The sequence below is a fragment of the Paraburkholderia hospita genome (assembly GCF_002902965.1).
GTDB classification, from domain to species: domain Bacteria; phylum Pseudomonadota; class Gammaproteobacteria; order Burkholderiales; family Burkholderiaceae; genus Paraburkholderia; species Paraburkholderia hospita.
Map to the genome: position 1 here is coordinate 630,557 of NZ_CP026107.1, position 22,270 is coordinate 652,826.

At 62.1% G+C, this 22,270-nt stretch carries 16 protein-coding genes and 1 pseudogene; 8 read left to right on the forward strand and 9 right to left on the reverse strand.

Going from position 1 to position 22,270, the window contains the following annotated elements; all coding sequences use genetic code 11:
* Positions 1–139 precede the first annotated feature (139 nt).
* From C2L64_RS36120 to C2L64_RS56120, 3 genes and pseudogenes are all read left to right on the forward strand, one after another.
* Positions 140–607, forward strand: a complete 468-nt coding sequence (locus tag C2L64_RS36120; protein WP_039901691.1) for a GNAT family N-acetyltransferase — start codon at positions 140–142, stop codon at positions 605–607.
* A 914-nt stretch (positions 608–1,521) separates the two neighbouring features.
* On the forward strand, positions 1,522–2,367 hold the full coding sequence (locus C2L64_RS36125) for an ureidoglycolate lyase (RefSeq protein ID WP_007589407.1): 846 nt from the start codon (positions 1,522–1,524) through the stop codon (positions 2,365–2,367).
* A 13-nt stretch (positions 2,368–2,380) separates the two neighbouring features.
* Positions 2,381–2,461, forward strand: a pseudogene (locus tag C2L64_RS56120) (short-chain dehydrogenase); the annotation flags it as partial.
* 40 nt (positions 2,462–2,501) lie between these two features.
* Here the strand turns inward: C2L64_RS56120 and C2L64_RS36135 are convergent.
* Positions 2,502–3,452, reverse strand: coding sequence for a LysR family transcriptional regulator (locus C2L64_RS36135; RefSeq protein WP_007589404.1), 951 nt, complete (start codon positions 3,450–3,452; stop codon positions 2,502–2,504).
* 166 nt (positions 3,453–3,618) lie between these two features.
* Here C2L64_RS36135 and C2L64_RS36140 point away from each other — a divergent pair, with 166 nt between their 5' ends.
* From C2L64_RS36140 to C2L64_RS36155, 4 genes are all read left to right on the forward strand, one after another.
* Positions 3,619–5,352 carry an IlvD/Edd family dehydratase gene (locus C2L64_RS36140; protein WP_007589402.1) on the forward strand — a complete coding sequence of 578 codons (1,734 nt, stop codon included), beginning with the start codon at positions 3,619–3,621 and terminating at the stop codon, positions 5,350–5,352.
* Positions 5,353–5,363: 11 nt separating this feature from the next.
* Complete coding sequence (locus C2L64_RS36145; protein ID WP_007589400.1) at positions 5,364–6,953, forward strand: aldehyde dehydrogenase (NADP(+)); 1,590 nt, start codon at positions 5,364–5,366, stop codon at positions 6,951–6,953.
* 147 nt (positions 6,954–7,100) lie between these two features.
* Positions 7,101–8,450: an MFS transporter gene (locus C2L64_RS36150; RefSeq protein ID WP_007589398.1), complete on the forward strand. Its 1,350-nt coding sequence runs from the start codon at positions 7,101–7,103 to the stop codon at positions 8,448–8,450.
* Positions 8,451–8,495: 45 nt separating this feature from the next.
* The gene (locus tag C2L64_RS36155; RefSeq protein ID WP_007589397.1) at positions 8,496–9,425 is read left to right on the forward strand and encodes a dihydrodipicolinate synthase family protein; all 930 of its coding nucleotides are present in this window, start codon (positions 8,496–8,498) and stop codon (positions 9,423–9,425) included.
* A 1,004-nt stretch (positions 9,426–10,429) separates the two neighbouring features.
* Here the strand turns inward: C2L64_RS36155 and prpF are convergent.
* The 4 genes from prpF to prpB all read right to left on the reverse strand — a co-directional run bounded on the left by prpF (position 10,430) and on the right by prpB (position 16,634).
* Positions 10,430–11,611 (reverse strand): 2-methylaconitate cis-trans isomerase PrpF, encoded by a 1,182-nt coding sequence (gene prpF / locus C2L64_RS36160; RefSeq protein WP_007589396.1) that lies wholly within the window; start codon positions 11,609–11,611, stop codon positions 10,430–10,432.
* Between the two features lie 36 nt (positions 11,612–11,647).
* A complete protein-coding gene (gene acnD / locus C2L64_RS36165; protein ID WP_007589395.1) occupies positions 11,648–14,245 on the reverse strand; it encodes a Fe/S-dependent 2-methylisocitrate dehydratase AcnD in 2,598 nt (865 codons plus the stop codon).
* 257 nt (positions 14,246–14,502) lie between these two features.
* Positions 14,503–15,672 (reverse strand): bifunctional 2-methylcitrate synthase/citrate synthase, encoded by a 1,170-nt coding sequence (gene prpC / locus C2L64_RS36170; RefSeq protein ID WP_007589394.1) that lies wholly within the window; start codon positions 15,670–15,672, stop codon positions 14,503–14,505.
* A 20-nt stretch (positions 15,673–15,692) separates the two neighbouring features.
* Positions 15,693–16,634: a methylisocitrate lyase gene (gene prpB / locus C2L64_RS36175; protein ID WP_176133778.1), complete on the reverse strand. Its 942-nt coding sequence runs from the start codon at positions 16,632–16,634 to the stop codon at positions 15,693–15,695.
* 149 nt (positions 16,635–16,783) lie between these two features.
* Here prpB and prpR point away from each other — a divergent pair, with 149 nt between their 5' ends.
* The gene (prpR, locus tag C2L64_RS36180) at positions 16,784–18,733 is read left to right on the forward strand and encodes a propionate catabolism operon regulatory protein PrpR (protein ID WP_090835072.1); all 1,950 of its coding nucleotides are present in this window, start codon (positions 16,784–16,786) and stop codon (positions 18,731–18,733) included.
* A 9-nt stretch (positions 18,734–18,742) separates the two neighbouring features.
* Here the strand turns inward: prpR and C2L64_RS36185 are convergent, their stop codons facing one another.
* The 4 genes from C2L64_RS36185 to C2L64_RS36200 all read right to left on the reverse strand — a co-directional run bounded on the left by C2L64_RS36185 (position 18,743) and on the right by C2L64_RS36200 (position 22,134).
* A complete protein-coding gene (locus tag C2L64_RS36185) occupies positions 18,743–19,321 on the reverse strand; it encodes a DUF4337 domain-containing protein (RefSeq protein ID WP_007589391.1) in 579 nt (192 codons plus the stop codon).
* A gap of 119 nt (positions 19,322–19,440) precedes the next feature.
* Positions 19,441–20,493: a helix-turn-helix domain-containing protein gene (locus C2L64_RS36190; RefSeq protein WP_007589390.1), complete on the reverse strand. Its 1,053-nt coding sequence runs from the start codon at positions 20,491–20,493 to the stop codon at positions 19,441–19,443.
* A gap of 207 nt (positions 20,494–20,700) precedes the next feature.
* Complete coding sequence (locus C2L64_RS36195) at positions 20,701–20,949, reverse strand: hypothetical protein (protein WP_007589389.1); 249 nt, start codon at positions 20,947–20,949, stop codon at positions 20,701–20,703.
* A 63-nt stretch (positions 20,950–21,012) separates the two neighbouring features.
* Positions 21,013–22,134, reverse strand: a complete 1,122-nt coding sequence (locus C2L64_RS36200; protein WP_007589388.1) for a glycosyltransferase family 4 protein — start codon at positions 22,132–22,134, stop codon at positions 21,013–21,015.
* Positions 22,135–22,270 lie beyond the last annotated feature (136 nt).

Below are 22,270 nucleotides of genomic sequence, written 5' to 3' on the forward strand. Positions count from 1 at the left end.
GGCCAGCGCAGATCGTGAACCCAGCCGTCCGGTGAACGGCATTATGCATCCGTCGACATTCGCTGACCCTACCGATTGATGCCAATCCTTTATATCCGATATTCTGGCGAAGACCTGCTTATCGCGATCGGCGGTTGTGATGAATCTGGATTATCGGCAGGCCGTACCTGAAGACTCGGAATGGCTATTTGACACGTATCGGCGAACTATGAAAGGTTTCGTTACCTCAGCGTATGGCTGGGACGACGACTTGCAACATGCTGGGTTTGCCAAAAGCCTTCGCCAAGGCTCTTGTCAAATAGTTACATGGGAAGACAACCAATGCGGGTTTGTGCACTGGGACGTCGAACCCGATCTCGTATGGCTGAGGATGCTTTGTATCGTGCCGGAGATGCAATACAAGTCGATTGGCAGTACAGCGATTGCCAAGGTGATGTCGTTCTCCAGTTACTTACAAAAACCGCTGTACTTGAATGTCTTCGTATGCAACCGAGCTGCCTATGACTGGTACAGCAGAATCGGCTTTGTGGAAATCGAAAACGATGGCAAGGTCTCGACTTTGGTGCTTCCTTCGTCATCACCGGGCCACAAGGAACGACATGCGTAGTCTTCCAGGCACCGTGCTCCCATCGTAAACTTCCGGGTTCGTTGAGGTTCATTCGACGCTTGCCGGCACGAGCCGAACAACTCTCAACGCTTCCTGACCTCCGGACCGGCACAAAGCTGCCGTTCAAACTAATCGCGGGCCGGACGCCAGTAGAGCACACCATAGCCGCCGTTGGCCGATGGTCGCGCCAGCGGCTGCTCTGGCCGATTTTCGGACCGTCGTTGGAAACGTTCTTGAGCGGAGTGAACCCCACGATAGCTAAAGTTCAGAGTTCCGAGGCCTTCGCGGTGACGCGATTTCCTCCATATAGATGCCGCGCTGTAGGAGACGATCCGCGAAATCTCAACTCGGAAGTTGCGGATTTTCAATGGCGCAATCGTATATCGTTATGGCGGGTTCGACACCGATCAATGTTCCCGTAAAGCCTCACCGTTCAACGCTGCGACTGGCTCAAAGTGACAACCCGCACGCGAGCCGAATATTATGAAAATTCATGGCCGCAAATGGTCGAAGACCGCGCCGCTGTTCGGGGTAGTCACGCTCTATGCCAGAAGTTTGCCCGACATGTGATTTTTGTAGCTTTCGGAATTAGACTTAATTGTTCGTACAGACGCGAGATAGTTTCTCGGCGCACCGACGCTAGGCTGGATAGTGTTATTTCAACCAGCTTTCAGTTTTTGTTCTTTTTTGGCTGGAGCTTTTGAGGTTTTCGGGGTTTATTGTCGGTTTTTTTTCCTCTTTATTGTGAAGGAACAATCTTTGAGTTTTTCACAGTCCGCACTCGATAAAGGATCACCCCAGGATAACCAGGAGTTATCGCCCCCGCAGCAGCTTTCATTATTCAACCCGGTCCCGTTTCCCTACATTGTGCGGCAGACGCAATGTAGCTCAGTCAACTGGAAACGAGGAATCACATGAAATTGCTGCGATATGGCGCCCCAGGTCACGAAAAGCCCGGCATTCTCGACCGCAACGGCGCAATCCGCGACCTGTCCGGCGTGATCGACGATATCGCGGGCTCGACGCTGTTGCCCGAATCGCTCGAACGCCTGCGCCAGATCGATATCGAGTCGCTCCCCATCGTTTCCGCTGAAGCGCGCATCGGCGCCTGCGTGGGTCGCATCGGCAAGTTCATCTGCATCGGGCTGAACTACGCGGACCACGCGGCGGAATCGAATCTGCCCGTACCGAGCGAGCCTGTGGTGTTCGGCAAGTGGACGTCGGCTGTCGTCGGTCCGAATGACGACGTGCGCATTCCGCGCGGCTCGCAAAAGACCGACTGGGAAGTCGAACTGGGCGTCGTGATCGGCAAGGGCGGCGCGTATATCGACGAAGCCGACGCGCTCAGCCACGTCGCGGGCTATTGCATCGTCAACGATGTCTCAGAGCGCGAATATCAGATCGAGCGCGGCGGCACCTGGGACAAGGGCAAGGGCTGCGACACGTTCGGCCCGATCGGCCCGTGGCTCGTCACCGCTGACGAAGTCCCCGATCCGCAGTGCCTCGCCCTCTGGCTCGAAGTGGACGGCAAGCGTTATCAGAACGGCAACACGAGCACGATGATCTTCAACGTCGCGCAGATCGTCTCTTACCTGAGCCGCTTCATGAGCCTGCAACCGGGCGATGTGATCTCGACGGGCACGCCGCCGGGCGTTGGCATGGGGCACAAGCCCGAGCCCGTCTATCTGCGCGCAGGGCAGACGATGCGCCTCGGCATCGAAGGACTCGGCGAGCAGCAGCAACGCACCGTCGCCGCATAAGAGGAGCGCGCTGATGAACCAGTACGACTTCGCGCAGCGTGCCGCCGTCGTCACGGGCGGCGCGCAAGGCATCGGCTATGCGGTCGCGGAGCGCGGTGTTCGATCTGTCCGGCGGCCGCGCCACGTATTGAGCGTCACGTAATCGCACCATAAAGCTCGCCGGCCACCTGCTTCAACGCGCGCACCACTTGCGTCGAAGCGGGCGACAGCAACTGCCCGGTGCGCGTGATGATGCCGAAGTCGTCCATCCGCAGCGGCATGTCGAGCGGCAGGATCGACAGCAGGCCGTGCGCCGCGTAGTAATGCGCGACCTCGGCGGCGAGCACGGCGAGCATGTCGCTTTGCGACAGCAGGCTCGTCACGAACAGCAGTTCCGCGCTTTCGACCACGTTGGACGGCGGCGCGAGGCTTTGACGCTGGAACATCAGCTCGAAGCGATGGCGCAGCACGCTTTGCGCGGGCGGCACGACCCACGACGCGTCGACGACATCCGCCAATGTCAGCGATTGCGCCGCCAGCAACGGATGACCCGAACGGGCGACGGCGAGTGCCTGTTCTTCAGCGAGAGGTTCGTAGCGCAGATGCAGCTTGTCATGTTCAACGGACAGCCGGCCGATCACGAGGTCGAGCTTGTCCTGCGCGAGGCTTTCGAGCAGCACGTTGCTGCTGTCGATCTCGACGCTCACGCTCAAGCCGGGATGATGCTGCTTGACCTGCGCAATCGCGGCGGGAAGCAGGCTGACGGCGGGCGACGTGATCGTGCCGACGGCCACGCGCCCGAGTTGCCCGGACTTCAGCGCGAGCACTTCCTCGCGCGCCTGATCGAGGCTGCCGACCACGGAACGCGCGTGGCGAATCATCACCTCGCCGTACAGCGTCGGCCGCATGCCCCGCGGCATCCGCTCGAACAGCGGCGCATCCAGCATTTCTTCCAGTTCGCGCAGCAGCTTCGACGCAGCGGGCTGCGACATGCTCAGCGCGTCGGCGGCGCGGTGGATATTGCCTTCCTCGTCGAGCGCGACGAGCAGCAGCAGTTGCCGCGTCTTCAGCCGCGTACGGACATACCAGGGGTTCGAATCGAGCATAAGGGTTAATACCAATAATTAAAGCGATATCAGTTCGACGCCAATTTTCATTAGAAAGATATCAGACCGCTTCGTAGACTTCTCTTTTTCCCCATGATCCGCAACCACCATTCGTCCCTTCTCAAACGGTTGCGCAAACATCAGCAGTTGCCTTCAGGAAGTCAGCATGTCGGATAAGAAAACGAAGCTGCGCTCGGCCCAATGGTTCGGCACGGCCGACAAGAACGGCTTCATGTATCGAAGCTGGATGAAGAATCAGGGCATCCCCGATCACGAATTCGATGGCCGGCCCGTCATCGGTATCTGCAACACGTGGTCGGAACTCACGCCGTGTAATGCGCATTTCCGCAAGATCGCCGAGCACGTGAAGCGCGGCATCTACGAAGCAGGCGGCTTTCCCGTCGAATTCCCCGTGTTTTCCAGTGGCGAATCGAATCTGCGCCCCACCGCGATGCTCACGCGCAATCTCGCGGCGATGGATGTCGAAGAGGCGATTCGCGGCAATCCCATCGACGCCGTCGTGCTGCTGACCGGTTGCGACAAGACCACGCCCGCGCTGCTGATGGGCGCGGCGAGTTGCGACGTGCCCGCGATCGTCGTCACGGGCGGCCCGATGCTGAACGGCAAGCTCGACGGCAAGGACATCGGTTCGGGCACGGCCGTGTGGCAGTTGCACGAATCGCTGAAGGCCGGCGAGATCGATTTGCACAAGTTCCTGTCGGCGGAAGCGGGCATGTCGCGCTCGGCGGGCACCTGCAACACGATGGGCACGGCCTCGACGATGGCGTGCATGGCGGAAGCGCTCGGCACATCGCTGCCGCACAACGCGGCCATTCCCGCTGTCGACTCGCGCCGCTATGTGCTCGCGCACATGTCGGGTATGCGCATCGTCGAGATGGCGCACGAAGGGCTCACGCTGTCGAAGATCCTCACGCGCGAAGCGTTCCTGAACGCGATCCGCGTGAATGCGGCGATTGGCGGCTCGACAAATGCGGTGATTCACCTGAAGGCGATTGCAGGGCGTATCGGCGTGCAGCTCGATCTGGACGACTGGGTGCGCATCGGCCGTAACACGCCGACCATCGTCGACCTGATGCCTTCGGGCCGCTTCCTGATGGAAGAGTTCTATTACGCGGGCGGTCTGCCTGCTGTGCTGCGTCGACTCGGCGAAGCGGATCTTCTGCCGCATCCGGGCGCGCTGACGGCGAACGGCAAGGCGTTATGGCACAACGTGATGGATGCACCCATCTACAACGACGAAGTGATCCGTCCGCTCGACCAGCCGCTCGTGAAGGACGGCGGCATCCGCGTGCTGCGTGGCAATCTCGCGCCGCGCGGCGCAGTGTTGAAGCCTTCGGCGGCGACGCCTGAACTGCTCAAGCATCGCGGCCGCGCCGTCGTGTTCGAGAACTTCGAGCACTACAAGGCACGCATCGTCGATGAAACACTCGACGTCGACGCGAACTCCGTGCTCGTGCTGAAGAACTGTGGACCGAAGGGTTATCCGGGCATGGCCGAAGTCGGCAACATGGGTTTGCCGCCGAAGCTGTTGCGCCAGGGCGTGAAGGACATGGTGCGCATCTCGGATGCGCGGATGAGCGGCACGGCATACGGCACGGTCGTATTGCACGTGACGCCGGAAGCGGCAGATGGCGGCCCGCTTTCCGCGGTGCAGGACGGCGACTGGATCGAGCTGGATTGCGATGCGGGCACGTTGCGCATCGATATCAGCGACGAAGAACTGGCGCGCCGCCTCGAAAGCCACACGCCGCCCGAGATGCCCGCCGGCGGCGGTTATCAGCGGCTGTATATCGATCACGTATTGCAGGCGGACGAGGGTTGCGATCTGGACTTCCTCGTCGGCTGCCGGGGCGCAGACGTGCCGCGCCATTCGCATTGAGGAGAGAACGAATGAACCTGACAGGTGAACTGCTGATTGGCGCAAACGCGCGGCGTGGACAAGGCGCTGAGTTTCATGCCGTCGATGCCGCAACGGAACAAGCGCTGCAAGCGCCGACGTACTACAGCGCGAAATCGGGCGATGTCGATCAGGCGTGTGCGCTGGCCGAAAGCGCATTCGACGCCTACCGTACGCTGCCCGCCGAACGCCGCGCGCGTTTTCTCGACGATATCGCCGCGCGCATCGAAGCACTCGGCGATGCGCTGATCGAACGCGCGATGAGCGAATCGGGTTTGCCGAAAGCGCGTCTCGAAGGCGAGCGCGCGCGCACGGCGAACCAGTTGCGCATGTTCGCAACGCTCGTGCGCAGCGGAGACGCGCTCGATGCGCGCATCGAACCCGCGTTGCCCGAACGCCAACCGCCGCGCACCGATCTGCGCTTTCAGCGCATCGGTGTTGGTCCCGTTGCCGTGTTCGGCGCGAGCAATTTTCCGCTCGCGTTTTCGGTCGCGGGTGGCGATACGGCGGCGGCGCTCGCAGCGGGTTGCCCTGTCGTCGTGAAGGCGCATCCGGCGCATCCGGGCACGTCTGAACTCGTGGGCCGCGCGATTCAGGACGCCGTGCGTCATGCGGAACTGCCCGAAGGCGTGTTCTCGATGCTGTTCGACGCGGGCCATGAAGTCGGCGCGGCGCTGGTCGCGCATCCGTCGATCAAGGCCGTGGGCTTCACGGGTTCGCGTGCAGGCGGACGCGCGCTGATGGCGATTTCGAACGCGCGCGCGGAGCCGATCCCCGTCTACGCGGAAATGAGCAGCGTGAACCCGAACCTGCTGATGCCCGCAGCGCTGACCTCGCGCGCCGAGACGCTGGCTCGCGATTTCGTTGCATCGGTGACGCTGGGTTGCGGTCAGTTCTGTACGAATCCCGGCTTGATGCTCGGCATCGCAGGCGAAGGCTTCGAGCGTTTCGCTGCAACCGCCGCGCAGAGCATTGATGGAGTGCAAGCGGGCGTCATGCTGACAGGCGGCATTCTGCGGGCGTACGACGCAGGTATCGAACGGTTTGCTGCGAATCCCGCTGTGACGACGCTCGCGCGTGGCAAGGCGCCCGAAGCAGGCAGCCGGCGCGCGCAAGCGGTGTTGTTCCGCGTGAGTGCGAAGAGCCTGCTCGCGGATCACACGCTGGCTGACGAAGTGTTCGGCCCGTGCAGCGTGCTGGTCGAATGTGCCGACGCCGATGAGTTGCGCACCGTGTTGAATCGTATCGAAGGGCAACTGACGATCACGCTGCATCTCGATGATGCCGATCAACCCGCCGCACAAGCGCTGCTGCCGATTCTCGAACGCAAGGCGGGCCGCATTCTTGCGAACGGCTTTCCGACGGGCGTCGAAGTCTGCGACGCGATGGTCCACGGCGGCCCGTTCCCCGCGACTTCCGATGGACGCAGTACGTCCGTCGGCACGGCGGCGATCGAGCGTTACATGCGGCCTGTCTGCTATCAGAACTTGCCTGCCGCGCTGTTGCCTAAAGCGTTGCGCGATGCGAACCCGCTTGGTGTGCATCGGCGGTTCGCGGGGCGGCACGAGCGAACGCCCGGTTGAGCACGCAATACCTCGACGCAGAACATAACGACATAGCTTTGCATGGGACCTGAGTAAGGAGCTAAAGCTCCAACTCTGGTCGACAGCTTTGCATGGGACCAGAGTAAGGAGCTAAAGCTCCAACTCTGGTCGACAGGAGACATAGCAATGACTACACCCTACGCCAGCGCGCAGCAGGCCGCGCCCGCAGTCGATGCGGGAACGGGCGCGGCGCTCGCCGACGAACAGCGGATCATGAGTCTGCTGGTTCGCCGGCTGATTCCGTTTCTCGCGCTGATTTACGTCGTCGCTTATATCGACCGCTCCGTGGTCGGCTTCGCGAAGCTGCACATGAACGCGGCTGTCGGCATCAGCGACGCGTCCTATGGCCTCGGCGCGGGGCTGTTCTTCATCGGCTATTTTCTGTGCGAAGTGCCGAGCAACCTCGCGCTCGAACGCTTCGGCGCGCGTGTATGGTTCGCGCGGATTCTGTTCACGTGGGGCGTCATCACGATGCTGATGTCGCTCGTGAGCGGTCCGGCGAGCTTCTACGTGCTGCGCTTTCTGCTCGGCGCGGCGGAAGCGGGCCTGTATCCGGGCATTCTGTACTTCCTCACGAAGTGGTTTCCGATGCGGCATCGCGCGCGCATCATCGGCTTGCTGGTGCTTGCGCAACCGCTTGCGGGGATTCTGACGGGACCCGTCGCGGGCTTCGTGCTGTCGACGCATGGCGTGTTCGGCCTGTCGAACTGGCAGACGCTGTTCGTGCTGAGCGGCTTGCCCGCCGTGCTGCTGTGCGTGCCGACTTTGCGCGTGCTGCCCGAGTCGCCCGCGAACGCGAAGTGGCTCGCGGCGTCGGACCGCGCGTGGATCGAACGCGAACTCGCCGCCGATAGCGCGTCGTATGGGTTGCAGTCGCACGGCAATCCGCTTGCGGCGCTGAAGGACAAACGCGTGCTGCTGCTCGCGCTGCTGTTTCTGCCGTTTCCGCTGAGCATCTACGGTTTGTCGTTGTGGCTGCCGACGATCATCAAGGCGTTCGGCGTCACCGATGCCGTGACAGGTCTGTTGTCCGCCGTGCCGTATCTGTTCGCGGTGGTGGGGCTGTGTGTCGTGCCGCGTCATTCGGATCGCAAGCGTGAACGGTACTGGCACATCGTCGTCGTGTCCGGCGCCGCAGCGATTACGATGGCATTGAGCGCATGGACGCACACGCCCGCGCTGCAATTCCTGTTCATCTGCCTGACGGCGTTCTCGCTGTATTCGATCCAGGCGGTAGTGTGGGCGCTGCCCGGCCAGTTTTTGTCGGGCGCGCGCGCAGCCGTCGGCATCGCGACGATCAATTCGCTCGCGAACCTGGGCGGCTACGTCGGGCCATACGGCATCGGTCTGATCAAGGATGCGACGGGCAGCCTCGCGTCCGGCCTGTACTTCCTGTCCGCGACGCTGCTGTTCGCCGTCGTGATTACGTTCGTCGTGCGGGCGTCGTTGCCCGAACCGAAGGCGCATGCGCGCTGATGCGCATGTGACCCGTTCAAAACATTTTCTAGCGGAGCCCAAGTCATGACCTCACAACGCACTCCACGTTATCGCGGCATCTTCCCTGTGGTGCCGACCACGTTCACCGAAACGGGCGCGCTCGATCTGGAGAGCCAGAAACGCGTCGTCGATTTCATGATCGACGCGGGCTCGGACGGCCTGTGCATTCTCGCGAACTTCTCCGAACAGTTCGCGCTCTCCGACGACGAACGCGAGACGCTCACGCGCGTGATGCTCGAACATGTTGCGGGCCGCGTGCCCGTCATCGTGACGACGAGCCACTACAGCAGCGCCGTGTGCATCGAGCGCAGCCGCCGTGCGCAGGAGCAGGGTGCGTCGATGGTGATGGTGATGCCGCCGTATCACGGCGCGACGTTCCGCGTGCCCGAGACGCAGATCTATGAGTTCTATGCGCGGCTGTCGGACGGCATCGACATTCCCATCATGATTCAGGACGCGCCCGCGAGCGGCACCGTGCTGTCGGCGGCATTTCTTGCGCGGATGGCGCGTGAGCTCGAACAGGTGTCGTACTTCAAGATCGAGACGCCGGGCGCGGCTGCGAAGCTGCGCGAGTTGATCCGCCTCGGCGGCGACGCGGTGGAAGGTCCGTGGGATGGAGAAGAAGCGATCACGCTGTTCGCGGATCTCAACGCGGGCGCGACGGGCTCGATGACGGGCGGCGGCTATCCCGACGGCATTCGTCCGATTCTCGAAGCGTTCCGCGAAGGCAAGCGCGATGAAGCGTTTGCGCACTATCAGCGCTGGTTGCCGCTGATCAATCACGAGAACCGTCAGACGGGTCTGCTCGCGGCGAAGGCGCTGATGAAAGAGGGTGGCGTGATCGCATGCGAGGCCCCGCGTCATCCGCTGCCGCCGATGCATCCCGATACGCGTGCCGAACTGATCGATATCGCGCGCAGGCTTGATCCGCTGGTGCTGCGATGGGGGAAGTGAACGTGTAGGGCGTTAGCGGCGCTGGGCGGGGTGGTTGTCTTTGCGCTGGCGTCCGCGGTGTGGTGTTTGCCGTTCATGCGTTGGCCGGTGTGTTTGCCTTTGCGCTGGCATCCGCGTTACGGTCTTCGCTGTGCACGCGTTGGCCCTGTGCGGGGCGGTAGGTATTTTTGTCTGCGACGGCTTGTTGGTTTGCTTCGGGTTTTCGCTGGCATCCGCGCTATGTCTTCGTGCTTCAAGCGTTGCCCCTGTGCGGGGCGGCACCTACTTTTCTTTGCCGCCGCAAAGAAAAGTAGGCAAAAGAAAGCGGCTCACACCGCCAACATTTCTCCCTGCCTGAGGGCCCCCAACGGGTCTTCCGCTTCACACGGCAACCTTCCTGTTCGCTTTCGTTGCCAACGCTCTCGCGCTGCGCCGCACCCGCTTCACGCGCCCGCAATCCGGCATGCCGTGCCAGATAGTCCACCGCCGCCCAGGTGGCAAACTGTGTGTAGGCCGTAGTACTTGCGCGCACCTCACTCCAGACCGATAGCGCACGCGTCCCACCCCGTAAGAGCGCCACCCTATACGACGCGACAACCTACACACTGTTTCCCACCTGGGCGGCACATACCATTCGTTGCCACTAGCACGTGTACGGGGGTGTGAAGTGGGTGAGGCGTTCATTCAAAGCGTTGGCAACTAACAAGAGTCACGTGAATGCCGTGTGAAGCGTAAGAACCTTTGGGGGCCCTCAGGCAGGAAGAAGAGTTAGCGGTGTGAGCCGCTTTCTTTTGCCTACTTTTCTTTGCGGCGGCAAAGAAAAGTAGGTGCCGCCCCGCACAGGGGCGACGCATGAACGGCAAACACCGTCACGCGGATGCCAGCGCAAACACAAGCAAACCAAACCGCCCGCGCCACGAAGGTAAAACGCGGATGCCAGCACAGAGGCAAAAAACAAACCGCATGCGCAGCAAACCCCGCATCGCGGATGCCAGCGCAAACCCCGGCTTAGCGTCGCAGACAAATCACCCCGGCACTCGAACCCACCCTTCCATCAAAACCCGCGCACTCCGGCTCATAACGGCCTTCTTAACGGCCCACTCGCCGTCTTCGAGCGTTGCCAGCGCACCAACCCGCAAAGTCCCCGAAGGATGCCCGAAGCGCACAGCTTCGCGCTCGCCACCGCCAGCGGCAAGATTCACCAGCGTGCCAGGAATAGCCGCCGCCGTGCCAATAGCCACAGCCGCCGTCCCCATCATCGCGTGATGAAGCTTCCCCATCGACATAGCGCGCACGAGCAAATCGACATCATCAGCAGCAACAACCTTGCCGCTCGAAGCGACATAACCAGAAGGCCGGGCCACAAACGCCACCTTAGGCGTATGCTGCCGCGTCGCGATCTCATCAAGACTCTTGATCAGCCCCATCCGCAGCGCCCCATGCGCACGAATGGTCTCAAACTTCTTCAGCGCCGCGTCATCGCTATTGATCGCGTCCTGCAGTTCCGTACCCGTGTAGCCGATAGCATCGGCATCAACGAAAATCGTAGGAATACCCGCATTGATCATCGTCGCCTTGAGCGTGCCGACGCCGGGCACCTCCAGATCATCGACGACATTACCCGTCGGGAACATCGCGCCTCCCGCGCCTTCCTCTTCCGCAGCAGGGTCCAGAAACTCGAGCCGCACTTCCGCAGCAGGAAAAGTCACGCCATCGAGCTCGAAGTCCCCCGTCTCCTGCACGGAGCCCTTAGTAATCGGCACATGCGCAATGATCGTCTTGCCGATATTCGCCTGCCAGATGCGCACGACAGCAACGCCGTTATCCGGCACACGTTCAGGATCGACAAGTCCACCCGAAATCGCAAACGGCCCCACCGCCGCCGACAGATTCCCGCAATTCCCACTCCAGTCGACAAACGGCTTATCGATCGACACCTGCCCGAACAGATAATCCACATCATGATCCGGCCTGCTGCTCTTCGCGATGATCACCGTCTTGCTGGTGCTAGACGTCGCGCCGCCCATGCCGTCGATCTGCTTGCCATAAGGATCAGGGCTGCCGATCACGCGCAGCAGCAACGCATCGCGCGCGGCGCCCGGCACTTGCGCCGCTTCGGGCAAATCCTTCAGGCGAAAGAACACGCCTTTGCTGGTGCCGCCGCGCATATACGTGGCGGGAATCTTGATCTGAGGTGCGTGTGCCATATGTTTTGATCCTGTTGAATCTGATGACGATCTGTCTCAGGCCGCTGCCTTCGACGACTCCAGGAAGTCTTGCGCAAAGCGCTGCAGCACGCCGCCCGCTTCGTAAATCGACACTTCTTCCGCGGTATCGAGACGACACGTGACGGGAACTTCAACGCGCTCGCCGTCCTTGCGATGAATCACGAGCGTCAAATCCGCGCGCGGCTTGCGCTCGCCGATCACGTCGTACGTCTCCGTCCCGTCGATACCCAGCGCGAGCCGGTTCACGCCCGGCTTGAACTCCAGCGGCAGCACGCCCATGCCGATCAGGTTCGTGCGGTGAATGCGCTCGAAGCCTTCCGCCACGATCGCCTCGACACCCGCGAGCCGCACGCCTTTCGCCGCCCAGTCGCGTGACGAGCCCTGGCCATAGTCCGCGCCCGCGATGATGATGAGCGGCTGCTTGCGGTCCATGTAGGTTTCGATGGCTTCCCACATGCGCGTGACCTTGCCTTCGGGCTCGATGCGCGCCAGCGACCCCTTCTTCACCTGTCCATCCACGACAGCCATTTCATTGGCCAGCGTTGGATTGGCGAACGTCGCGCGTTGCGCGGTGAGGTGATCGCCGCGATGTGTCGCGTAAGAGTTGAAGTCCTCTTCGGGCAAGCCCATTTTCGTGAGGTATTCGCCCGCTGCGCTGTTCGCGAGAATCGCGTTCGACGGCGACAGGTGGTCCGTCGTGATGTTGTCGCCGAGCACGGCAAGCGGGCGCATGCCCTGCAACGTGCGCTCGCCAGCCAGCGCGCCTTCCCAATACGGCGGACGACGAATGTACGTGCTTTGCGCGCGCCAGTCGTAGAGCGGGCTGATCGGCTCGCCGCTGGCGGCCGTCACGGCGAACATCGGCTCGTAGACCTTGCGGAACTGCTCCGGCTTCACGCTCTGCCTGACGATCTCGTCGATCTCTTCATCGCTCGGCCAGATGTCCTTCAGATAAACCGGCTTGCCGTCCTTGTCGGTGCCGAGCACATCGCGCTCGATATCGAAGCGGATCGTCCCCGCAATCGCATACGCGACGACGAGCGGCGGCGACGCGAGAAACGCCTGCTTCGCATACGGATGGATCCGGCCATCGAAGTTGCGGTTGCCCGACAGCACGGCCGTCGCGTACAGATCGCGATCGATGATCTCTTGCTGGATCTTCGGATCGAGCGCGCCCGACATGCCGTTGCACGTCGTGCACGCAAACGCGACGATGCCGAAGCCGAGCTTCTCCAGATCGGGCAGCAGGTTTGCTTCCTGCAAATACAGCTCGACGGCCTTCGATCCCGGCGCCAGCGACGACTTCACCCACGGCTTGCGCGTCAAACCGCGAGCGTTCGCATTGCGCGCGATCAAAGCCGCTGCGATCACGTTGCGCGGATTGCTCGTGTTCGTGCAGCTCGTGATTGCCGCGATGATGACCGCGCCATCGGGCATCTGTCCCGGCACTTCTTCCCATTTGCCGGCAATGCCGCGTTCGGCGAGATCGGACGTCGGCAGGCGTTTGTGCGGATTCGACGGACCCGCCATGTTGCGCACGACCGTCGACAGATCGAACCTGAGCACGCGCTCATATTCGGCGTTCTTAAGCGAATCGGCCCACAGGCCAGCCGCTTTCGCATACGTTTCGACCAGCTTCACTTGCGCATCGTCGCGGCCCGTGAGGCGCAGGTAGTCGATGGTCTGTTCGTCGATGAAGAACATCGCGGCCGTCGCGCCGTATTCGGGCGCCATGTTTGAGATCGTCGCGCGGTCGCCGAGCGTAAGGCTCGACGCACCTTCTCCGCGAAACTCCAGATACGCGCCGACTACTTTTTCTTTACGCAGGAATTCCGTCAACGCGAGCACGATATCGGTTGCGGTGATGCCCGGCTGACGTTTGCCCGACAGCTCGACGCCGACGATATCCGGCAGGCGCATCCACGAAGCCCGGCCCAACATCACGTTCTCCGCTTCCAGACCGCCGACGCCCACGGCAATCACGCCAAGCGCATCGACGTGCGGCGTATGACTGTCCGTGCCGACGAGCGTGTCGGGATATGCGACGCCATCCGCAGCATGAATGACAGGCGACATCCGCTCCAGATTGATCTGGTGCATGATGCCGTTGCCCGGCGGAATCACTTCGACGTTTTTGAATGCCTTCTTGGTCCAGTTGATGAAGTCGAAGCGGTCTTCGTTGCGCCGGTCTTCGATTGCGCGGTTCTTCGCGAACGCATCCGGGTCGAAGCCGCCGCATTCGACAGCGAGCGAGTGATCGACGATCAACTGAACGGGTACAACGGGGTTCACCTTGGCCGGGTCGCCGCCCTGATCGGCGATCGCATCGCGCAGTCCGGCGAGATCGACGAGTGCTGTCTGACCGAGAATGTCATGACACACGACGCGCGCCGGAAACCACGGAAAATCCAGATCGCGCTTGCGGTCGATCAATTGCCGCAGCGAATCGGTCAGCGTCGCGGGATCGCAGCGGCGCACGAGGTTCTCGGCGTGCACGCGCGACGTGTACGGCAGCTTGTCATAAGCACCCGGCTGGATCGCGTCGATCGCGGCGCGCGTGTCGAAATAATCCAGCGAAGTGCCGGGCAGCGGTTTGCGGTGTGCAGTATTCATGGCGTAGGGACACATGCGATATTGATCGTGAGCCGGCGTGCGATGCCGTGTCGCGGCTTCGGCACACATGGCTCCGTGTGGTGGCCGGCTTGCCGTCCACGTGTTTCTTGCGAAGTGTAGCGCTTCAGCGGGTGCCGGGTGTAGCGGCGCAAACATAAAAAGCGCATAAAAAGCAGCCTTGGCTCGCGGGTATGCCGAACCAAGGCCGAACAGGATTGCGGCTCTCGCACCGCACTTCCAGGAGTCGAGTTGCTCGTTCAGGCGCGCTTCGAAAGCGGCACGAACGCGAGATCGTCCGGACCCGTGTAATTTGCGCTGGGTCGAATGATCTTGTTGTCGACGCGCTGCTCGATGATGTGCGCGGCCCAGCCGGACGTGCGCGAGATCACGAAGAGCGGCGTGAACATTGCCGTCGGCACGCCCATCATGTGATACGACACCGCGCTGAACCAGTCGAGATTCGGGAACATCTTCTTGACGTCCCACATCACGCTTTCAAGCCGCTCGGCGATATCGAACAGCTTCGTGTTCGACGCTTCTTTCGACAGCTTCTTCGCCACTTCCTTGATCACCTTGTTGCGCGGATCGGAGATCGTGTACACAGGATGGCCGAAGCCGATCACGACTTCCTTGTTCTCGACGCGGCGGCGGATGTCGGCTTCTGCCTCATCCGGCGTCTGGTAGCGCGACTGGATCTCGAATGCGACCTCGTTGGCGCCGCCGTGCTTCGGCCCGCGCAGCGCGCCGATCGCGCCCGTGATGGCCGAATACATGTCCGAGCCCGTGCCCGCGATCACGCGGCCCGTGAACGTCGACGCATTGAATTCATGTTCAGCGTAGAGATTCAGCGACACATGCATCGCATCGACCCATGACTTCGGCGGCTCCACGCCATGCAGCAGATGCAGGAAGTGGCCGCCGATCGAATCGTCGTCGGTTTCGACTTCGATCCGCTTGCCGTTGTGCGAGTAGTGGTACCAGTACAGCAGCATCGAGCCGAGCGAGGCCATCAGCTTGTCGGCGATATCGCGGGCGCCCGGCAGGTTGTGATCGTCTTTTTCCGGCAGCACGGTGCCCAACACGGACACGCCTGTACGCATCACGTCCATCGGATGCGCGGCGGCGGGAATCCATTCGAGCGCGGCCTTCACGTTCGCGGGCAGGCCGCGCAGCGCTTTGAGCTTCTTCTTGTAAGCGGCGAGTTCGGCGACGTTGGGCAGCTTGCCGTGCACGAGCAGATGCGCGATCTCCTCGAATTCGCAGGCGCCCGCGAGATCGAGAATGTCGTAGCCGCGGTAGTGCAGGTCGTTACCCGTCTTGCCGACCGTGCACAGCGCAGTGTTGCCCGCCGTCACGCCCGACAGGGCCACGGATTTCTTCGGCTTGAATGCGCCCGCGCTCGTTGCGCCGTTGTCTGCTTCGCTCATGTGTCTTCCTCCAGGTGCCATTACTTGTGTGCGGCGAACAGCGCGTCGAGCTTGTCCTCGTACGCGTGATAGCCAAGGTATTTGTAGAGATCGTCGCGCGTTTGCATCGTCGGGACGGCGGCCTTTTGCGTGCCGTCGCGCAGCACGGTCTCGTAGAAGTTGAGCGCTGCCGCGTTCATCGCGCGATACGCGCCGCAGCAGTACAGCGCAATGTCGACGTTCGCTTCGCGCAGTTCCGTCGTCGTGAAGAACGGCGTTGCGCCGAACTCGGTCAGGTTCGCGAGAATCGGCACCTTCACAGCGGCCTTGAAGCGGCGGTAGTCGTCGAGCGTTTTCATCGCTTCGGGGAAGATCATGTCCGCGCCTGCTTCGACATACGCGACGGCCCGCTCGATCGCTGCATCGATGCCTTCGGCGGCGGCCGCGTCGGTGCGGGCCATGATGACGAACTGGTCGTCGGTGCGCGCATCGACAGCGGCTTTCACGCGATCCACCATCTCTTCCGTCGCGACGACTTCCTTGTTCGGGCGATGCCCGCAGCGCTTCTGGCCGACCTGGTCTTCGAGATGAACGGCCGCGACGCCCGCCTTGATGAACGAGCGGACCGTGCGTCCGATATTGAAAGCGCCGCCCCAGCCCGTGTCGATATCGACGAGCAGCGGCAGGTTGGTGGCGTCGGTGATGCGGCGGGCGTCCGTCAATACGTCGTCCATCGTGCTGATGCCGAGGTCGGGTACGCCAAGTGAGTTTGCGGCGACGCCGCCGCCCGACAGATACAGCGCCTTGAAGCCGACGGCTTCGGCCATCTTTGCGACGTACGCGTTGATCGCGCCGACGACCTGCAGCGGTTGTCCTTCTGCAACAGCCAGGCGGAATGCCGCGCCGGCGCTGGTGGGTTGTTTGGCTGAGTTCACTGTGAGGCTCCGTTGTTTGTACGGCTTTATCTGCAAGTGGCGTGCCATGCAGCGTCGCATCGCTAAGTCTCTGATTTTGCGAGGCACACATCCGCACGGACGTTCGTAGAAATTTCAAAAATGAAATCGGCGGTTTCTGTTATGAAATTTGGCGCGCATAATGGAGAGTCCCGCCGCTTTTGAACCGGATCGCTTCGATGAGCACGCCTTCCACCGTCTCGAACCCACGCCCGCGCATCTGGGCGATGGGCATCAGCCGCTTGCGCGACCTGTTCGTCGATATCGCCAGCGAGTACGCGGGCCGTGCGGAACTGCGCGTCGTCGCGCGCGGCTTCGACGACGCCATGCAGGAAATCGACGCCGCGGGCGCCGAGCGTCCCGACGTGATCGTCGCAGGCGGCTCGAATGCCGCGTATCTGAAAGGGCGCGTCAACGTGCCCGTCGTCGCAATCACGCCGACGGGCTTCGACGTGATGCAGGCGCTCGCCCGCGCGCGGCGCGACGGCGATTCGGTGGCGCTCGTCACGCACGGCGAAACGCACGACGAGGTGAAGCGCTTCACGGCCGCTTACGGCATCGACGTGATCTTCGCGTCATACCGCTCGACGGAAGACGCGGAGAACTGCGTGCGAGAGCTGCACGAACGTGGCGTCGATGCCGTGGTCGGGCCTGGGCACGTGACCGATCTCGCGGAGCGCGCGGGCATGGGCGCTGTGTTTCTGTACTCGCGCACGTCGGTGCGCAGCGCATTCGATACCGCTCTCGAAGTCGCGCAGGCTACGCGCGCCGAGGGCGTGCGGCGTCAGCGCCTCGATAACCTGTTGCAGCACCTGCGCGATGGCGTCGTCGCGCTCGACGCGCAGGGACGCGTCGAAGCGATCAATCAACGGCTTGCGGACGTGCTCGGCATCGACGCCGCGAGGGCCGCGGGCGTGCCGTTGCAGAAGCTCGCGCCGGATCTCGCCAGCGCGCTGCCCGATGCCGACGGCGATACGCTGGTGTCCGTGCGCGGCACGAGCTATCTCGTGCATCGCGGGCCGCTGGCGGGCGCGGGTCACGCGGCGGGCACGGTGCTGACGTTCCAGGAATCGCGTGCCGTCGAACGGCTCGACCGCACGCTGCGTTCGCGGCAGCGCGGGCAGCAGTTCACCGCGCGCTACCGGCTCGACGATCTGGTCGGCGAATGTCCATCGATCGAGCGCGTGCGCACGCTGGTGCGGCGCTACGCAAAATCTGACGCGACCGTGCTGATCCTCGGCGAAAGCGGCACCGGCAAGGAAATGGTCGCGCAGAGCATGCATCGGCTGAGCGCGCGGCGCGACTTCGCCTTCGTCGCGATCAATTGCGGCGCGTTTCCGGAGGCCTTGCTGGAAAGCGAGCTGTTCGGATATGAGGAAGGCGCGTTCACGGGCGCGCGCAAGGGCGGCAAGGCGGGTTTGATCGAGGCCGCGCACCGCGGCACGCTGTTTCTCGATGAAATCGCCGAGATGCCGTTGCCGCTGCAAAGCAGGCTGCTACGCGTGTTGCAGGAACGCGAAGTGGTGCGGCTCGGTTCGACGGAACCGACGCGTGTCGACATACGCGTCGTCGCCGCGACGCACCGCGCACTGACGGAGGGTGTCGAGGCTGGGACGTTCCGCGCCGATCTCTACTATCGGTTGAACATTCTGAGCATTGCACTGCCGCCGTTGCGCGAGCGTACGACGGACGTATTGCCGCTTGCCGCCGAACTCCTGTTGCAGGCCGCCGCGCGCGAGCCGAGGCTGGTGGCGCGCGTCCCTGATTTGCAGGCCGCGACGCGCGTGCTCGCGCAGATCGGCGAGCCGTTGCGCCTTTATGCGTGGCCCGGCAATGTGCGCGAGTTGCAGAACGTGATCGAGCGGATCGCCGTCGAACTGGCCGACGCGGAAGGCGACACCGCTGACGTGTTCACGCGCGAGATGCTCGATGTCGTCGCGCCCGAACTGGTCGCGTCCTCGGTGTCGCAAAAGAAGGATGCGTTGACGTTGCGCGAGCGCAGCCGTCATGTCCAGGCGGACGAAATACGCGCGATGCTGGTTGCGTGCGGAGGCGACCGCGACGCCGCGTGCAAGGCACTCGGTATCAGCAAGACCACGCTGTGGCGCAAGCTCAACGCGATTCAATGAGCCGCGTGCTTACCAGCCCATCAACGCGGTGGCAAAAAGACCAACTGCCACGACGGCCATGCCGATCGTGAGCTTTTGCAGCCAGCGCTTTTTCGTGAGCAGCGTGATCGCGGCGAGCGCGATGGAGACCTGAATTAGCGTTGTCGCCTGCGCCCAGCGGTGATGCTGATGCTGCAACGACTCGCTCACTTCATTGTCCTCGGTCACCTGCTTTTCGAGCGTCTCCGCCTGCTGTCGAATCGGTTCCTTCTCGGTCTTGTAGCGCTGCGTGTCGGTGACGAACTTCGCGTGCGTAGGTGACGCCGGATCGGTCAGCGCGGCGCCCAGCTCGGCGAGATTCTGCTTTTCGCCCTTGGCCTGATAGTAGGCCCACTGGTTCGCGGCTTCCGTCTTGAGTATCGAGGCCTCATTCTTAAAGACGAGCGCCTGGTTTTCGTTGGCTCCGCTCTGATACGCGGCAATCGCGCCGACGCTCGCCAGGATGGCCGTCATGACAGCGAGGCGCGAAGCGTTGCTGTCGCCACCGTGGCCGCCTGCATGCTCGATCGCATGATCATGTAGGCCGTGCACTTCGTATTCGTCTGACATCGTGATTCGAAAAGTCGAAAAGCCGCCAGCATACCGCAGCGTGCGCCCGGTAAAAAAGCGGCAACAAACAGGTGTTGTATCCTGGCGAATTCGCTACGGGGCAGGGGATAGCGCGCGATTCAGCATTGGAGCCTGCGCTGCGCACGATACTCGGTCGGCGACGTTTTCATATGCCGCCGGAAGCTGCGCGCTAGATGGTCGCCGCTGGTCAGGCCGGCGCGCTTCGCTACCTTGTCGACGGGCAGGTCGGTTTCGATCAGCAGATTGCAGACGACCTGGAGCCGCGCATGCATCAGATAGTCGGATGGCGTCATGCCGAGTTCGCTTCTGAAGTGACGCAGGAGGCTGCGTTCGCTCATCGCGGCGACCTGTGCCGCGTCTTCTATCGTGACCTGGCGGCGGCAGTTGTCCTGCAACCAGTGCGCGGCCACGCGCACCTTCTCCGCCGGCGTGTTGCCAACCACGTCCTCGAAGATCGCGTTGAGCACGTCGTGCGAGCAGATCGACAGACGTTCGGCCACGCGGCGCGCCATGCCGTCGCCCATGTCGCGGCGAATCAGCTTCAGCGCGCCTGTGAGCGCGTCGTGAAGGCTTTGCGATCTCGTCTTGCATTCCCCGGAATGGCGCGCCGCGCTCGCTTGCGAATCGCGCTCCTGTTCATTCGATTCGCTGCACGTGTGACCATCGAGACCGGGGAGCGGCGCGCCGACGATCCGCACGTCGGCCGCCTTCGAGCGCGCGCGGTTCATCCATGCAATCAGCGGCACTGAGCGCGAGTCGATGCACGCGTCGGCGCCGACAATCGCAAAGATCGCATCGAATTCGTCGCCGGCGTGCGTATCGAATGCTTCCGCGCTAACGAGCAACGCGGCGGAACTGGCGATATACCCGTCGTGGTCGGAAAGCGTGGTGATCTGATAGAGCCACTGGATGGGACCGCGCGCCGACAACTCACTCGCGGCTTCGAGTGCATTGGCGATGACACTGGCGCTCAGCAGGTCGAAGCCGTCGAACAGCACGACAGCGACGCGCCGCAGTCGCCGGGGAATGACGTCCGTGCCGTCGGAAGCTTGCGTTTCGGGTCTTGGAGCCGGACGTGTCGACATCATTTCTTCCCCAACCTGAATGAACAGGACCAGAACCTCGAGGACCGACTCCGATACGGGAAGCATTCCGCGCGATACCTATGCGAGGAAGGCTCCAGTGCGCTCGCTAACAGGTTATGCTGCCTCGATAAATTGATCAGCGAATGTGGGCGAGCGCACGCAACGCGATGTATTTTCGAAGAACAGCCGTGCTCCCCCATTGACAGTCAATCGCGCATTCACACTCTTGCGCGCAATCTGCAGATCACTCGCTGACGGTTGGCTAACGTCTTTTCAGTTTTCGCGCGAAACACAGCCTTCCTTCTGCGTCGCCATGATCTCGACGAGCATCGCCTGATAGGTCGAATGGCATTGCGCGGCGGCGTGAAAGATCTCGGCCAGTGCCGCGCGGGCGGACGCGGCGTCGTGGTGGCGCGTTGTGTCCGAGAGCGCGAGTAGGGTCCGCAGCGTGTTGCGTTGCTGGCTCACCAGCATATGGAGCGCGCTGCCGAAGCTGTCCTGCTGGTTGGATGTGAGGCTCATGTCGGTTCCGTGGGGCGTGTATCTAATAGCAAAACATTTGAAGGAGAGATCTTGTTCCCACGCTCACATCGATGATTCGTTGCTCTCCAGCGCCGATATCGACGACTCCGTGGCAATGCCTCTCGCTTTGTAAATGGCTTGCGCGATCTTCAGGTAGTTCTCTGCCGTGTCGTGCAACGTATAGCCGTCCAGCGCGCGATACGCGCGGGGCACACGCAACGCGTGCAGCAATGCGCGCGCATAGGTGGAAGGATCTTTCGTGTCGACGAGCGATACGCCCGGAAAATCGCGGGCAAATTCGAATGCCGCAATGCGGCTCGCGACAACGGGAATACCCGACGCCAGTGCTTCGAGAAAGCCGATGCTATGTGCCTCTCTGAGTGACGGCATCGCAAAGACTTGCGAGGTCTGCAGAATCGCCGCGACATTCGACGCGGGACCGCACAGCGTCACCCGGTCATCCAGGTTCAAACGTTGCACGAGTTTCATGGCCATATCGTGATAAGCGGGATCTTCGACGACGCCATACAACACCAGCCGCGCGTCAGGCTCCTGTTGCAGCACGATTTCAAACGCGTGAATGGTTTCCAGTTGCCCTTTGTCGACGACGTAGCGGCCCAGTTGAACGATCTGCTGTGAAGCGCCGCAATCGACAAAAGCGGAAGTTGCAGTTTGAAAGCGCGGCAGATCCACGCCGTTGGGAATCACCGTTACGAGTGGATGTGGCCCAACTTCGCGCAGATAGTCGAGCGTATTCTGCGACGAGACGCCGACCACGGCCTTCGCGCGATGCGAAAGCACGCGCTCCGCCCACCTTAGTTTCGGGTTCGCGAAGTCATTGGAGCCCGAGTGCATTACATACACGACGGGCGCGGCATTGGGAAGAAGACGCACATAGAGTGCGGCTAGCGTCGCGTGGGCAATGATCACGTCCGGTCGGAATTGCCGTATACAGCGCCATAGATGCATGAGACGCCCAATACGTCCTTGCGGAGAAGCGGGAAAGTCGCACAGTACGTCGGCTGCCGCGAGTTCGCTGCGGCTATGATCGAAATCCGCCATTTGCGGCTGCATCGACGCGATGCAGACTTCGTGGCCACTCTCCCTGTGCTGGATCGCGAGACCCTTTGCCAGAATCTCCGCACCAGACAAACGTGGCGCATAGACGACCTGTAGTATCCGCACTTTTCACCGTCTCGAATGGGGCGTGATCTTGGAGAGCCGTGTCTCTCGTCTTTTCTGCAGCGTACGGTTGCCTGTGTCAATCGTCAATGTCGCAATCGACATATGTGCATATACCATAGCCAATCGACACATTGCG

What these genes read in the sequence shown, in the direction of transcription:
- prpC (WP_007589394.1), bottom strand. Translation starts at nt 15,672, where the DNA reads ATGAGCGAAGCAGACAACGGCGCAACGAGCGCGGGCGCATTCAAGCCG.
- prpR (WP_090835072.1), top strand. Translation starts at nt 16,784, where the DNA reads ATGAGCACGCCTTCCACCGTCTCGAACCCACGCCCGCGCATCTGGGCG.
- acnD (WP_007589395.1), bottom strand. Translation starts at nt 14,245, where the DNA reads ATGAATACTGCACACCGCAAACCGCTGCCCGGCACTTCGCTGGATTAT.
- C2L64_RS36120 (WP_039901691.1), top strand. Translation starts at nt 140, where the DNA reads ATGAATCTGGATTATCGGCAGGCCGTACCTGAAGACTCGGAATGGCTA.
- prpB (WP_176133778.1), bottom strand. Translation starts at nt 16,634, where the DNA reads ATGGCACGCCACTTGCAGATAAAGCCGTACAAACAACGGAGCCTCACA.
- C2L64_RS36140 (WP_007589402.1), top strand. Translation starts at nt 3,619, where the DNA reads ATGTCGGATAAGAAAACGAAGCTGCGCTCGGCCCAATGGTTCGGCACG.
- C2L64_RS36125 (WP_007589407.1), top strand. Translation starts at nt 1,522, where the DNA reads ATGAAATTGCTGCGATATGGCGCCCCAGGTCACGAAAAGCCCGGCATT.
- prpF (WP_007589396.1), bottom strand. Translation starts at nt 11,611, where the DNA reads ATGGCACACGCACCTCAGATCAAGATTCCCGCCACGTATATGCGCGGC.
- C2L64_RS36185 (WP_007589391.1), bottom strand. Translation starts at nt 19,321, where the DNA reads ATGTCAGACGAATACGAAGTGCACGGCCTACATGATCATGCGATCGAG.
- C2L64_RS36190 (WP_007589390.1), bottom strand. Translation starts at nt 20,493, where the DNA reads ATGCTTCCCGTATCGGAGTCGGTCCTCGAGGTTCTGGTCCTGTTCATT.
- C2L64_RS36135 (WP_007589404.1), bottom strand. Translation starts at nt 3,452, where the DNA reads ATGCTCGATTCGAACCCCTGGTATGTCCGTACGCGGCTGAAGACGCGG.
- C2L64_RS36150 (WP_007589398.1), top strand. Translation starts at nt 7,101, where the DNA reads ATGACTACACCCTACGCCAGCGCGCAGCAGGCCGCGCCCGCAGTCGAT.
- C2L64_RS36145 (WP_007589400.1), top strand. Translation starts at nt 5,364, where the DNA reads ATGAACCTGACAGGTGAACTGCTGATTGGCGCAAACGCGCGGCGTGGA.
- C2L64_RS36195 (WP_007589389.1), bottom strand. Translation starts at nt 20,949, where the DNA reads ATGAGCCTCACATCCAACCAGCAGGACAGCTTCGGCAGCGCGCTCCAT.
- C2L64_RS36155 (WP_007589397.1), top strand. Translation starts at nt 8,496, where the DNA reads ATGACCTCACAACGCACTCCACGTTATCGCGGCATCTTCCCTGTGGTG.